This is a genomic window from Novosphingobium sp. TK71 (genome assembly GCF_055361505.1).
The window spans coordinates 1,454,705-1,467,217 of record NZ_CM143962.1 but is presented as its reverse complement, the minus strand read 5'-3'; the positions used below and the strand labels follow the sequence as shown (position 1 = coordinate 1,467,217).

General features: G+C 64.4%; 12 protein-coding genes. 11 read left to right on the top strand and 1 reads right to left on the bottom strand.

The window, feature by feature from the left end; translation table 11 throughout:
- The first annotated feature begins 62 nt into the window (after positions 1-62).
- From cysD to ACXJ16_RS06670, 11 genes are all read left to right on the top strand, one after another.
- The gene (gene cysD / locus ACXJ16_RS06720) at positions 63-989 is read left to right on the top strand and encodes a sulfate adenylyltransferase subunit CysD (RefSeq protein ID WP_082370553.1); all 927 of its coding nucleotides are present in this window, start codon (positions 63-65) and stop codon (positions 987-989) included.
- Positions 989-2,947, top strand: coding sequence for a sulfate adenylyltransferase subunit CysN (cysN, locus tag ACXJ16_RS06715; RefSeq protein WP_054441454.1), 1,959 nt, complete (start codon positions 989-991; stop codon positions 2,945-2,947). Before cysD ends, cysN begins: the two co-directional genes overlap by 1 nt.
- On the top strand, positions 2,947-3,687 hold the full coding sequence (locus ACXJ16_RS06710; protein WP_132468733.1) for a 3'(2'),5'-bisphosphate nucleotidase CysQ: 741 nt from the start codon (positions 2,947-2,949) through the stop codon (positions 3,685-3,687). Before cysN ends, ACXJ16_RS06710 begins: the two co-directional genes overlap by 1 nt.
- Before the next feature lie 74 nt (positions 3,688-3,761).
- Positions 3,762-4,427: a TetR/AcrR family transcriptional regulator gene (locus ACXJ16_RS06705; protein WP_054441457.1), complete on the top strand. Its 666-nt coding sequence runs from the start codon at positions 3,762-3,764 to the stop codon at positions 4,425-4,427.
- A 151-nt stretch (positions 4,428-4,578) separates the two neighbouring features.
- Positions 4,579-5,562 (top strand): acrylyl-CoA reductase (NADPH), encoded by a 984-nt coding sequence (gene acuI / locus ACXJ16_RS06700; RefSeq protein WP_054441459.1) that lies wholly within the window; start codon positions 4,579-4,581, stop codon positions 5,560-5,562.
- A gap of 75 nt (positions 5,563-5,637) precedes the next feature.
- Positions 5,638-7,371, top strand: coding sequence for a class I adenylate-forming enzyme family protein (locus tag ACXJ16_RS06695; RefSeq protein WP_324694664.1), 1,734 nt, complete (start codon positions 5,638-5,640; stop codon positions 7,369-7,371).
- Between the two features lie 16 nt (positions 7,372-7,387).
- Positions 7,388-7,816, top strand: coding sequence for a nuclear transport factor 2 family protein (locus tag ACXJ16_RS06690; RefSeq protein WP_463921649.1), 429 nt, complete (start codon positions 7,388-7,390; stop codon positions 7,814-7,816).
- An 86-nt stretch (positions 7,817-7,902) separates the two neighbouring features.
- A complete protein-coding gene (locus tag ACXJ16_RS06685; RefSeq protein ID WP_054441723.1) occupies positions 7,903-8,349 on the top strand; it encodes a MarR family winged helix-turn-helix transcriptional regulator in 447 nt (148 codons plus the stop codon).
- Positions 8,350-8,490: 141 nt separating this feature from the next.
- Positions 8,491-9,228, top strand: a complete 738-nt coding sequence (locus tag ACXJ16_RS06680) for an SDR family oxidoreductase (protein ID WP_185997583.1) — start codon at positions 8,491-8,493, stop codon at positions 9,226-9,228.
- Between the two features lie 47 nt (positions 9,229-9,275).
- The gene (locus ACXJ16_RS06675; protein WP_463921647.1) at positions 9,276-10,760 is read left to right on the top strand and encodes an aldehyde dehydrogenase family protein; all 1,485 of its coding nucleotides are present in this window, start codon (positions 9,276-9,278) and stop codon (positions 10,758-10,760) included.
- A gap of 73 nt (positions 10,761-10,833) precedes the next feature.
- Positions 10,834-11,574, top strand: a complete 741-nt coding sequence (locus ACXJ16_RS06670) for a TetR/AcrR family transcriptional regulator (protein WP_231636192.1) — start codon at positions 10,834-10,836, stop codon at positions 11,572-11,574.
- 96 nt (positions 11,575-11,670) lie between these two features.
- Here the strand turns inward: ACXJ16_RS06670 and ACXJ16_RS06665 are convergent, their stop codons facing one another.
- Positions 11,671-12,507, bottom strand: a complete 837-nt coding sequence (locus ACXJ16_RS06665; RefSeq protein ID WP_324694670.1) for an enoyl-CoA hydratase/isomerase family protein — start codon at positions 12,505-12,507, stop codon at positions 11,671-11,673.
- Between the last annotated feature and the right edge of the window lie 6 nt (positions 12,508-12,513).

Below are 12,513 nucleotides of genomic sequence, written 5' to 3'. Positions count from 1 at the left end.
CGCGCGAATGTCATCCCTGCGATTCGGAATCGGGACAGTTTGAAACCCAGCCAACAGGGCACATGCCCAGGGCAGAGGAAGACCTGATGAAAACACTCACGCATCTGGAGCGTCTCGAAGCCGAGAGCATCCACATCATCCGCGAAGTCGTCGCCGAGGCTGAAAAGCCGGTGATGCTTTATTCGGTGGGCAAGGATAGCGCCGTCATGCTGCACCTTGCTCGCAAGGCCTTCTATCCCTCGCCGCCGCCGTTCCCGCTGCTCCACGTCGACACGACCTGGAAGTTCAAGGCGATGTACGAGCTGCGCGACAAGATGGCGCGTGAAAGCGGTATGGAACTGCTGGTCTACCAGAACCCCGAAGCGGCCGAGAAGGGCATCAATCCCTTCGACCACGGCGCGCTCCACACCGACATGTGGAAGACGGAAGGTCTGAAGCAGGCGCTCGACAAGTACGGCTTCGACGCGGCCTTCGGCGGTGCCCGCCGCGACGAGGAGAAGAGCCGCGCCAAGGAGCGCATCTTCTCGTTCCGCACGTCCTCGCACGGCTGGGACCCGAAGAACCAGCGCCCGGAACTGTGGAACCTCTACAATGCCCGCAAGGCGCGGGGTGAATCGATCCGCGTTTTCCCGATCTCCAACTGGACCGAGCTGGACATCTGGCAGTACATCCACCTCAACGATATCCCGATCGTGCCGCTCTACTTCGCGGACAAGCGCCCCACGGTGGAGCGTGACGGGATGCTGCTGATGGTCGATGACGAGCGCTTCCCACTCCAGCCCGGCGAGGTTCCGGTCGAACGCTCGATCCGCTTCCGCACGCTCGGCTGCTATCCGCTGACCGGCGCGGTGGAGAGCGAGGCGAAGACGCTTCCCGAAGTGATCCAGGAAACGCTCCTCACCACCACCTCGGAGCGGCAGGGCCGCGCCATCGACAAGGACGCCGGCGGTGCCGGCATGGAAGTCAAGAAGCAGCAGGGGTACTTCTGATGGGACAGAGCGACACTGAAACGGTGCAGAACGCCACCAAGGAAGCCGTCTACGTCACGGACCAGCTGATTGCGGACGATATCGACGCTTACCTCGTCCAGCACGAGCACAAGACGATGCTCCGCTTCATCACGTGCGGCAGCGTCGATGACGGCAAGTCCACCTTGATCGGGCGCCTGCTCTACGATTCGAAGATGATCTTCGAGGATCAGCTGGACGCGCTCCAGTCGGATTCCAAGAAGGTGGGCACGCAGGGGCAGGAGATCGATTTCGCGCTGCTGGTCGACGGTCTTGCCGCAGAGCGTGAGCAGGGCATCACCATCGACGTGGCCTATCGCTTCTTCAACACCGAGAAGCGCAAGTTCATCGTTGCCGACTGCCCGGGCCACGAACAGTACACCCGCAACATGGTCACCGGCGCTTCCACCGCTGACCTTGCGGTGATCCTGATCGATGCGCGCAAGGGCGTGCTGGTGCAGACGCGCCGCCACTCGTACCTGTGCCACCTGATCGGCATCAAGAACATCGTCCTTGCGGTCAACAAGATGGACCTCGTGGACTACAGCCAGGAAGTCTTCGACAAGATCCTGGCGGACTATACCGAGTTCGCGCAGTCGATCGGGATCGAGAGCTTCACCGCGCTGCCGATCTCGGGCTTCAAGGGCGACAACATCACCACGCTGTCGGACAAGACCCCGTGGTACAAGGCGCCGCAGTATGCGGGCATTCCGCTGGTCGAGCATCTCGAAACCGTCGAAGTGCTGTCCTCGGTCGATGCCGACAAGCCGCTGCGCCTGCCGGTGCAGTGGGTGAACCGTCCCAACCTCGACTTCCGCGGATTCTCTGGCCTGATCGCCACGGGTTCGGTCAAGCCGGGCGACAAGATCCGCGTCCTGCCCTCGGGCAAGACCAGCTCGGTCACCCGCGTCGTCACTTATGACGGCGATCTCGACGAAGCGGTGGCCGGTCAGTCCGTCACCGTCTGCTTCGCGGACGAGATCGACTGTTCGCGCGGATCGGTGATCTCCATAGCCGACAATCCCCCGCAGAGCGCCGACCAGTTCGAGGCGACTTTCGTGTGGATGGCGGACGAGGCCATGGTTCCGGGGCGTGCCTACTGGCTCAAGCTCGGCACGCAGATGGTCTCGGCAACGGTTCAGGAGCCGAAGTACGAAGTCAACGTCAACACGATGGAGAAGCTGGCGGCCAAGACGCTGGAGCTGAACTCGATCGGCGTGGCGGAACTGACCACCGACAAGCAGCTGGTGTTCGAGGCCTATGCCGACAACCGCACGCTGGGCGGCTTCATCCTGATCGACAAGATGACCAACGCCACGGTGGCGGCGGGCATGATCCACTTCTCGCTGCGCCGTTCGCAGAACGTGCACTGGCAGGCCGTGGACATCGACCGCAAGCAGCATGCGGGCCTGAAGAACCAGCGCCCGGCAGTGCTGTGGTTCACCGGCCTTTCGGGCTCCGGCAAGTCGACCATCGCCAACCTCGTCGAGAAGAAGCTGCACCGGATGAACCGGCACACCTTCCTGCTCGATGGCGATAACGTGCGCCATGGCCTGAACAAGGACCTGGGCTTCACCGAGGCTGACCGCATCGAGAATATCCGCCGCGTGGGCGAAGTCTCGAAGTTGATGACCGACGCGGGCCTGATCGTCATCACCGCCTTCATTTCGCCGTTCCAGGCGGATCGCGAGATGGTGCGGGCAATGCTGCCGGAAGGCGAGTTCTTCGAAGTGTTCATCGACACGCCGCTGAAGGTGGCCGAGGCGCGCGACGTCAAGGGTCTCTACAAGAAGGCGCGTTCGGGCGAGCTGAAGAACTTCACCGGCATCGACAGCCCCTACGAGGCGCCGCGTAATCCGGAAATCCGCATCGACACCACGGCGATCTCGCCGGAAGATGCGGCCAACCTGATCGTCGACACCCTGCTGGGAGACGCCTGATGACGGTGGCCAACGACGGCGATCTCGCCGCGCATCTGGCGCAAGTGGCGGGGAAGATCCTGCTCGACGTGCGGGCTTCCGGCCTGTTCGAAGGCAAGTCACTGGGCAAGGCGGGGGACCAGACCGCCAACCAGTTCCTCTGCCACGCCCTTCGCGAGCAGCGGCCCGAGGACGGGCTGCTCTCCGAAGAGGAGAAGGACAATGCCGAACGCCTGAGCAAGGAGCGGGTGTGGATCGTCGATCCGGTCGACGGCACCCGCGAATATGGCGAGGAGCGCGCCGACTGGGCGGTTCATGTCGGCATGGCGGTGGACGGCGTGCCGGTGCTGGGCGCGGTGGCGCTGCCGGGCGCAGGGGTGGTGCTGCGTTCGGATCAGCCGGGCGAGATCCCTGCGGCGCCGGAAGTGCTCCGCATGGTCGTCAGCCGCACGCGTCCCGCCAGGGAAGCGACCGGCGTGGCCGAAGCCATCGGCGCCGAACTGGTGCCGATGGGCTCGGCCGGAGCCAAGGCCATGGCGATCCTGCGCGGGGAGGCGGATATCTATCTGCACTCCGGCGGTCAGTACGAATGGGATAGCTGCGCGCCGGCGGCCGTTGCACGGGGCTGGGGCCTGCATGTCTCGCGCATCGACGGCAGCCCGCTGGTCTACAATCAGGAGGACGTCTATATGCCGGACCTGCTGATCTGCCGCAAGGAACACGCGGCGCTGGTGCTGGAGAAGGTCAAGGACTTCCTCTGAGGACAAGCTGATCAACATTGTCGTTTAGTAGTGTCGCCGCTATGCTCGCCCGTTCAACAGCAGAAGGGGTGAGCATGGAGGCGAGAGTACGAAGGACGCGCGACCCGGTCGCCACGCGCGGGGCTATTCTCGACGCCGCGGCAAACCTGCTGGCCAAGGACGGGCCCGAGGGCGTCAGTCTCTCTGCCGTGGCCCATCTTGCAGCGGTCAACCGCGGGACGGCATACCAGCATTTCGAAACGCGCGAGAAACTGGTCGAGGCGACCATTCAATGGGTGTCTGACAAGCTGTTCCGCGCCGTTTTCGGTGATCCTGAAACGATCGGTGAACGGCGGGTGGAGGAAGTCGATCCCGTGGCGCTTACGGATCGACTGGCCGATTTCGCGATGGATAACCCGGATATCTGCCGCGTCTGGCTTCAGCAGGTGCTCGCCTCGCCGGACCCGAGCCAGGACCCGTTCTGGCGTGAGTATTGCGGCTCGCTGGGCCGTTTCGCCGCCACCGATCTTGCCGAGCCGGGAATCGATTTCGAGGTCTTCTCGGTGGTTAATCTGGCGGGTGTGTTCTTCTGGCCGATCCTGGCGCGCTCGAGTGCGGGCGGGGAAGCCGAACGGCGCGAGCTTTCACGTCGCTATTCCCGCGAAATTCTGCGACTTTCGATGTATGGCGCGATGCGTTCGCGAGCCTTTCCCAAGGTTGCCGATCTGCTGGCCGCGCAAGGGGTGTCGGCCGGTTCGTGAGACCATGATACCCTGCCCGTGATGTGACTTCGCCAAGGCGATGCCGTGCCCTGGCGGCATTGACGCAGGGCGGCATTTTCCCTTTCAGCTTGGACCTGAAACGTCGCAGGGGCCGCCATGCATGGCCGCCCGGACTGACAGGGAGTTTGCCATGTTTTCCGCTATCGTGATCGACAAGAACGATGAGGGCCAGACCGTCACTCTGCAGCAGCTCGACGAAGCTTCGCTGCCCGAAGGTGACGTGACGATCGACGTTGCATTCTCGACGCTCAACTTCAAGGACGGCCTTGCCGTCACCGGCGCTTCGCCTGTCGTGCGCAAGTTCCCGATGGTGCCGGGCATCGATCTGGTCGGCACCGTATCCGATAGCAGCCACGCCGATTGGAAGGCCGGTGACACCGTCGTGCTCAACGGCTGGGGCGTTGGCGAAGGGCACTGGGGCGGCCTCGCGCAGAAGGCCCGCCTGAAGGGCGACTGGCTGGTTCCGCTGCCTTCGGCATTCACGCCGGCGCAGGCCATGGCGATCGGTACGGCCGGCTATACCGCTGCGCTTTGCGTGGATGCATTGGTGGACTGGGGCGTGACGCCGGATCAGGGCGAAGTGCTTGTCACCGGCGCCACCGGCGGCGTGGGCTCGGTTGCCATCGCCATCCTCAAGAAGCTCGGCTTCTCGGTTGCAGCGCTGACCGGCAAGGCGGCAGAGGCCGACTATCTCAAGGCACTCGGCGCCGAAACGATCATCGACCGTGCGGAACTCGCCGAAAAGGGCAAGCCGCTCCAGCGCGAGCGCTGGGCCGGTGTGATCGACACTGCCGGCAGCCACACGCTGGCCAATGCCTGCGCGCAGACGAAGTACGGCGGCGCGGTTGCCGCTTGCGGCCTGGCGCAGGGCTTCGACCTGCCGGCTACCGTCATGCCCTTCATCCTGCGCGGCGTTGCGCTGCTGGGGATCGACAGCGTGATGGCGCCCAAGGCCAAGCGCCTCAAGGCATGGGATCGCCTCGCCAAGGATCTCGACCCTTCCGCGCTCGAAACCATCGGGCAGACCATTGCCCTGGGCGACGCCATCGAGGCTGCGAAGAAGTTCATGTCCGGTGAGGTCAAGGGCCGTTACATCGTCGACGTGAACGCCTGACGCAGCCCGGAACGGCGGCCGGTTTGAGGGAACCGGCCGCCGTTCCGACCTTCATGGGAGAAGGAAGGGGGCACGATGCGCCTTTCCGCAGGATACGACGAGGACGGCATGGTCGAGGTCACGGAAGGCTTGTCCATCGCGCGCGGGATCGCGCTCGAGGACGAACAGGGCATCGGCCCGCTCACGCTCGGGGGTTTCGTTCGCGAAGTGACCGCACGCCATGGTCCGGCGGAAGCGGCGGTCATCCATCTGGAAGACCGGGTGGAACGCTGGACTTACGACGATCTCTGGGCACGATCGATGGAAGTGGCCCGCGCGCTCATGGCTTGCGGCGTCGGCAAGGGAACGCGCGTCGGCGTACTGGCAACGAACCGGCTGGAATTCCTTTCAGGCGTGTTCGGGACGGCCCTTGCGGGCGGCGTCGCCATGACGGTGAGCACGTTCTTCACCCCGGCCGAACTCGAAACCGTGCTGCAGATGGGCGGATGCTCGGTCCTGCTGCTCGAACGCCGCGTCCTCAAGAAGGACTTCGCGCAAATCCTCGTCGATCTCGAACCGCAGATCGGCTCGGCCGCGCCCGGCGAAGTGGCTTCGACAAGGTTCCCGTTCCTGCGTCATCTCGCGGTGATCGACAGCGATGAGGGGCTCGGTGCGATCGAGGGCTGGAGCACGTTCCTTGCCCGCGGCGATGCAATCGATCCCGCGCTTGTCGATGCGGCTGCCGCCTCCGTTCAGCCCAGCGATCCCGGAGTGCTGTTCTTCTCGTCCGGGTCCACCGGCAAGGCCAAGGGCATCCTTTCCGCCCATCGCGGGGTCTGCCTGCAGCTTTGGCGCTGGCCGCAGTGGTACGCCGTTACCGAGCCGCCGCGCACATGGTCGGCCAACGGCTTCTTCTGGTCGGGCAATTTCTCGATGGCGCTCGGCGGAACGCTCGGATCGGGCGGGTCGCTGGTGCTCCAGCGCTGGTTCGATGCGGCGGAAGCGCTGACCCTGATGGAAGCGGAACGGGCCACGATGATGCTCGCCTGGCCGCATCAGTGGGCCCAGCTCATCGCCGCGCCGAACTACGAGAGCGTCGATCTTTCGGCGATGCACTACATCGACGCTGCTACACCTTGTGCGCAGCACCCCACGATCAACACCCGGTGGCGCGAGCCGGCGCAGGCTTTCGGCAATACCGAGACGTTCACCCTGATCTCCGTCTTCCCTTCGGGCACACCGGAAGAAGTGGCGGGCAAGTCCCATGGACTGCCGACTGCGGGCTCCACGATCAAGGTCGTCGATCCGCTCACAGGGGTGACGATGCCGCTTGGCGAGCGCGGCGAGATCGCCGTGAAGGGCCCCACGCTGATGCTGGGCTATCTCGGCGTGCCGCTCGACGAGACGCTTGACGGCGAAGGCTTCCTGCGCACGGCCGACGGCGGCTACATCGATGCGCAGGGCCGCCTGTTCTGGGAAGGCCGCCTCAACGACATCATCAAGACCGGGGGCGCCAACGTCTCCCCGCTGGAGATCGACGAGGTTATCCGCGCCCATCCGCAAGTGAAGGTGTCGCAGACGGTCGGCGTGCCGGACGAACTGCTGGGCGAGCTTGTCGTCACCTGCATCGTTCCGGTGGAAGGGACCAACCCCGAAGGTGCCTCGATCCGCGATTTCGCGAAGGAAAAGCTCGCCAGCTACAAGGTGCCGCGCCGCATCCTGTTCGTTGCCGAGAGCGATCTCAAGACAACCGGCAGCGCGAAAATCAAGACGGCCGACTTGCGCAAGCTCGCCGCCGAACGACTTGAGGCCGAAGGCGCGCTGGGCTGAACCGGAGAAAGACACGATGGCAACGCAGGCACCCGATTTCGCCGACTGGCTGGCAATCTGCAATCTCAAGGCCTTGTACTGCCGCCTGCTCGACACCAAGGACTGGGACGGCTGGGCAAGCCTTTTCACAGAGGACTGCGTAATCGATACGAGGCCGGCCGGCGGCACCGTCGAGGAAGGGCGGGACCGTTTCGTGAGTATGGTGCGCCAGTCGCTATCCGATGCAAAGACGGCACACCAGATTCACTCGCCCGAAATCACGATCGACGGTGATATCGCGCAAGTCGTCTGGGCCATGCAGGACCGTGTCATCAAGGGCGACTTTGCCCTGACGGGCTATGGCCATTATCACGAGACCTGCGTGCGAACCCCGGACGGCTGGAAGATTGCCCGGCAAACGCTTTCGCGTCTGATCGTGGACATGGCCGCGTCGCCGGGGGTGTAGCGGCAGGATGTAGCGCCGGGGCGGTCGATTGCAGGCCTGCATGAATTCGCTCGCCAATACTAAGCACGCCTACTAGTTTGCTGCCGATGGAACGCAGGATCGGCACCGTCCTTTCGCAAGTGGCGCGCTTGATGCGCCGTTCTTTCGATGAGCGGGCGAGGGCGATAGGAGTCACCCGTCCGCAGTGGCAGGTGCTCAGCGTGTTGCACCGCATGGAAGGCATCAACCAGGGCGGCCTTGCCGAAATTCTCGAAGTCGAGCCGATCACGGCCGGGCGCATGATCGATCGCATGCAGGATGGCGGCCTGGTGGAACGCCGGGCGGATCCGGCGGACCGGCGGGCCTGGCGGCTCTATCTCACTGCGCGCGGCTGCGAACTGCTGGAACAGCTCCAGCCGTTGGCGGAGGAAACCGCCGATCTGGCGCTGGAGGGACTGCCCGAAGGGGACAAGGAGCGTATGCTCGAAATGCTGGAAAAGATGCGCTTGAACCTGACGCGCAACCGCGCGTCGGACGCCTCCGGCCAAGGGTGAACCGGGCAGCGCGAAGGCATCGCCGGGACGCTCCCGTCGAACCATCGTGGCCGCGATAGGCGGCGGCTTGCGCAAGGGTTAGTGTTCAGGAAATCGTGCCGGCAAGGATCGGCACTCGAAAGCCGTAATCTGGGAGGATGCGTGGGTAAGACGATCGTGATCACTGGCGCCGGTGCGGGGCTTGGCCGCGCATTGGCAAGGCGTTTCGCCGGTGAAGGGGAAACCGTGATCCTGCTGGGCCGCACGCTGTCCAAGGTGAAGGAACTGGCAGACGAAATCGGGGGCACTGCCATGGCGGTGGAATGCGATGTCGCCTCCGCCGATTCCGTGCGCAAGGCTTTTGCCGCCATTGCCGAAAAGCACCCCCGGATCGATGTGCTGATCAACAATGCCGCGATCTATGAACCGTTCACGGTGGCCGAGGCGACCGACGCCCAGATCGACGGTATCATCGCCACCAATCTCAACGGCCCGATCTATTGCTGCCGCGCGGCCATTCCGATGCTGGAAAAGGGTGGCCAGATCATCAACGTGGGCAGCGAATCCATCGCCGTGCCGTTCGTGATGCTCTCGCTCTACCAGTGCACGAAGGCGGCGCTCGAACGCTTTACCGAGGCCCTGGTCGAGGAACTGGAACCCGCCGGCATCCGCGTCACCACGGTGCGCGCCGGGCCTATGTACGAGGCCGGCAAGACCGCGCCCGGATGGAACCCCGATGCGGCCATGCGCTTCCACCAGGGATGCGCGGCCAACGGCATCGACCTGCGCGCCCGCCCGATCTCGAATACCGAGAACGTGACCGGCGTGTTCCGCTCGGTGATCGACCTGCCGGCCGACGTGCGCGTGACCCACGTGTCGGTCGGAGCGAGACACCCATGAACGACGCCCAGCTTCTGCAAGACCCTATTTCCGCCAAGGATCAGACGATGACCATTCTTCCCGAAGCCAAGCTCTTTATCGACGGCCAACTGCGCGGCGCCAGCAATGGCGGGACGTTCGACGTCGTCAGCCCATGGACCGGTGAGCCGGTGGGCAAGGCGGCCGACGCCACGGCCGACGACGTGAATGCCGCGATCGCCGCCGCGCGCCGCGCCTTCGACGAGAGCGACTGGTCGACCAACATCGAGAAGCGCGTGGCGCTGGTGAAGAAGTACCGCGACCTGTTCGAGGCTGCTCGTCCGCGTCTTGCCGAACTGGCGATCAACGAAGCCGGCGCGGCGCAGGGTGCAGTCAGCCGCGCCCATGTCGGCATGGCGATGGACGGCTGGGACGATTACATGGCCGTGTTCGACAATCTCGAATGGGAAAAGGACTACGGCGAGAAGTCCGCCTTCGGCATGGTTCACAAGCGCGTCGGCGTGCGTGAAGCGATCGGCGTGGTCGGTGCGATCACGCCCTGGAACGTTCCGCTCTATGTCAACATCGGCAAGATGGTGGCCGCGCTGCTGGCGGGCTGCACGGTGATCCTCAAGCCCGCGCCGGACACGCCGGGCATGGGCGCGATCTTCGGGGAACTCGCGAAGGAAGCCGGCTTCCCCGATGGTGTCATCAACGTGGTGTTCGGCGCCGATCCGGCGCTGGCGGGTGAAATGCTCGTCACCGATCCGCGCGTCGACCTGATCTCGTTCACCGGCTCCACCGGCGTCGGCAAGCGCATCATGGAGCAGGGCGCGCCCACGCTGAAGCGCGTGTTCCTCGAACTGGGCGGCAAGTCGGCCAAGATCGTGCTGGACGATGCTCCGAACTTCGCGATGGAAGTGGGCATGGCGATGCTGGTGTTCCATGCCGGGCAGGGATGCGCCGTGCAGTCGCGCCTGCTGGTTCCGCGCAGCCGCTACGAAGAGGCCAAGGCGATCCTCAAGGGAGCCTACGGCAACTTCGGCGACAACTGGGGCGATATCGCCAATCCGGCGCACATCATGGGCCCTGTCATCTCCCGCCGCCAGATGGAGCGGGTGAAGAGCTATATCGATCTCGGCCAGGAGGAAGGCGCAACCTTGCTCGCGGGAGGCAATATCCGTCCGGACAAGGGCGGCGGCTACTTCGTGGAGCCCACTTGCTTCGTCGACGTCACCAATGACATGCGCATCGCCCAGGAAGAGATCTTCGGTCCGGTGCTGGTGGTGATCCCCTATGAGGACGACGATGACGCGGTGCGCATTGCCAACCAGAGCTCCTATGGCCTATCCGGCGGTGTAAGCTCGGGCGATCTCAATCGGGCGATCGGTATCGCCAAGCGCGTACGCACGGGCTCGATGAGCATCAACAACGGCATGTGCATTGCCGGCGATATTCCCTTCGGCGGTTACAAGGCCAGCGGAATGGGTCGCGAATGGGGTGTCGAAGGCATTGAGGAGTTCACCGACGTCAAGATCCTCGCCTGGCCGGTCGGCCAGGTCCAGGCGGCCTGACGTCGCGAAACCCGGTGTCATAGGCCCGGCTTCGGTGGGACCTCTTTCGGAAGAGTCCGGACCGGAGCCGGCAGTGCCGGTTTCGGAAGGCGGGCAGGAGCAGGGCATCATCGCCCTGCCGCCCCGGCTCGCCGCCGCGGTGACCGATGCCAGCGCCGCGGTGAGCCACAACCTCCACGGTCAGAAGCTCGGCCGGAAAGGCCGGATCACGCGCGAACGCATTCTCGCAGCGACGATTGAACTGGTCGAGAACTCCGACGAGCCGGTCACGCTGGGTGCGGTGGCGCGCGCGGTGGGGCTCGGCATGACCTCGCTCTACAACTACTTTACGGACCTGACCGAACTGCTGCTGGCGGTGCTCGAACCGGTGATGGGGACGGCGCAGGAAGACTACTTCGCGTTGGTGCGGCCGTATTGGGCGGACGACGAACTGGGACCGGCGTCCATGACGTTCGTGCGGTCCTACCACGATTTCTGGTCGCGCCACACGGGGCTGCTCCACTTGCGCAACTCGATGGCGGACCAGTTCGACATCCGCATCATGCACCAGCGCGTCAATTCGACGCGGCCGCTGATCGGGCTGATGGTGGCGCAGATGGACCCTCGCGGCGTGCTGGGAGACACAGCGGTTCTGATGGCGACCACGCTGATGACGGGTATCGAACGTTCGATCACCCTGGCCACGGACAGAAGACTCCACCGCGTGCTCGGCACCTTGCCGGGGAGGCGGGAAGAGAGCCTGCTCGAAATCAATGCGCGGCTCATCGAACTGGCGATCCGCGATACGCGGGAGCGGGCGAGGGCCGAAGGCTGAGAAGCAGGCTGTTTTCGCGATTTACGGTTGCGAATGCAAGCAGGGCGGGAGATCGCTCTCCCGCCCTGCCTGCATTCTCCGGATCAGGGCTGGAGTTCAGCCCTTGCCGCTGCTGCCGGCACCCTTGCCGCCAACGCCCTTGAGATACCGCTCCATCCCGCGGATGTAGTCCGGGTTGAGCATGAGAGCACTGTTGGCCATGCGTTCGACATGGCGGGCAGAATCGCGCCCCACTTCGGCGCAAAGCTCGATCGCGACTTTCGCCGCGCCCATCTGTTCCGGGTTCTGTTTGGCAAGATGGCGGCAGAAGTCCATGACGTCGTCCTCGAACGTCTCGTCCTCATAGACCTGATGCACGAGGCCCATGGTCAGGGCCATGTCCGCCGGGGCGGGCTTGTTCGCCATGATGAGCCAGCGCGCCCAATGCGGCCCGCAGATGCGTGTCAGGCGCGAGACCCCGCCGGACGCCGGAAGTACGCCGAACAGGCCTTCGGGGAAGGCATAGGCGGCGCTTTTCGCGGCGAGGCGGAAGTCGCACGAGAGGCTCATCTCCAGTCCGCCGCCGACGCACATGGCATGATGCGCGACAACGAAGGGCTTTTCGATATGCTCGATCTCATCCCACAACTGCTGCATGTTGTTGAGATTGAGCCGGTGGTTCTCGCGAATGCCGCGCGCGCTGCCGCCGGTGGAGACGGGTGAGACGATGTTCTGGTTGCCGCCGCGCAGGTCCGCGCCGGAACTGAAATACCGGCCTGCCGAGCGGATCAGCATCACCTTGAGTTCGGGCGTCTCGCGAAAGTGCAGGACCGCCTCGGTGAGGAGATCCATCATCTGCCGGCTGATGGCGTTGAGCTTGTCGGGCCGGTTGAGCGTGGCGATCAGGATTCCGTCCTGTTCCTCGGTCAGAAGGTGCGGTGCTTCTTCGGTCATCGTATG

Coding starts and splice junctions, on each gene's coding strand:
- ACXJ16_RS06675 (WP_463921647.1), top strand. CDS start 9,276: ATGACCATTCTTCCCGAAGCCAAGCTCTTTATCGACGGCCAACTGCGC.
- ACXJ16_RS06705 (WP_054441457.1), top strand. CDS start 3,762: ATGGAGGCGAGAGTACGAAGGACGCGCGACCCGGTCGCCACGCGCGGG.
- ACXJ16_RS06665 (WP_324694670.1), bottom strand. CDS start 12,507: ATGACCGAAGAAGCACCGCACCTTCTGACCGAGGAACAGGACGGAATC.
- ACXJ16_RS06685 (WP_054441723.1), top strand. CDS start 7,903: ATGGAACGCAGGATCGGCACCGTCCTTTCGCAAGTGGCGCGCTTGATG.
- ACXJ16_RS06695 (WP_324694664.1), top strand. CDS start 5,638: ATGCGCCTTTCCGCAGGATACGACGAGGACGGCATGGTCGAGGTCACG.
- cysN (WP_054441454.1), top strand. CDS start 989: ATGGGACAGAGCGACACTGAAACGGTGCAGAACGCCACCAAGGAAGCC.
- ACXJ16_RS06690 (WP_463921649.1), top strand. CDS start 7,388: ATGGCAACGCAGGCACCCGATTTCGCCGACTGGCTGGCAATCTGCAAT.
- cysD (WP_082370553.1), top strand. CDS start 63: ATGCCCAGGGCAGAGGAAGACCTGATGAAAACACTCACGCATCTGGAG.
- acuI (WP_054441459.1), top strand. CDS start 4,579: ATGTTTTCCGCTATCGTGATCGACAAGAACGATGAGGGCCAGACCGTC.
- ACXJ16_RS06710 (WP_132468733.1), top strand. CDS start 2,947: ATGACGGTGGCCAACGACGGCGATCTCGCCGCGCATCTGGCGCAAGTG.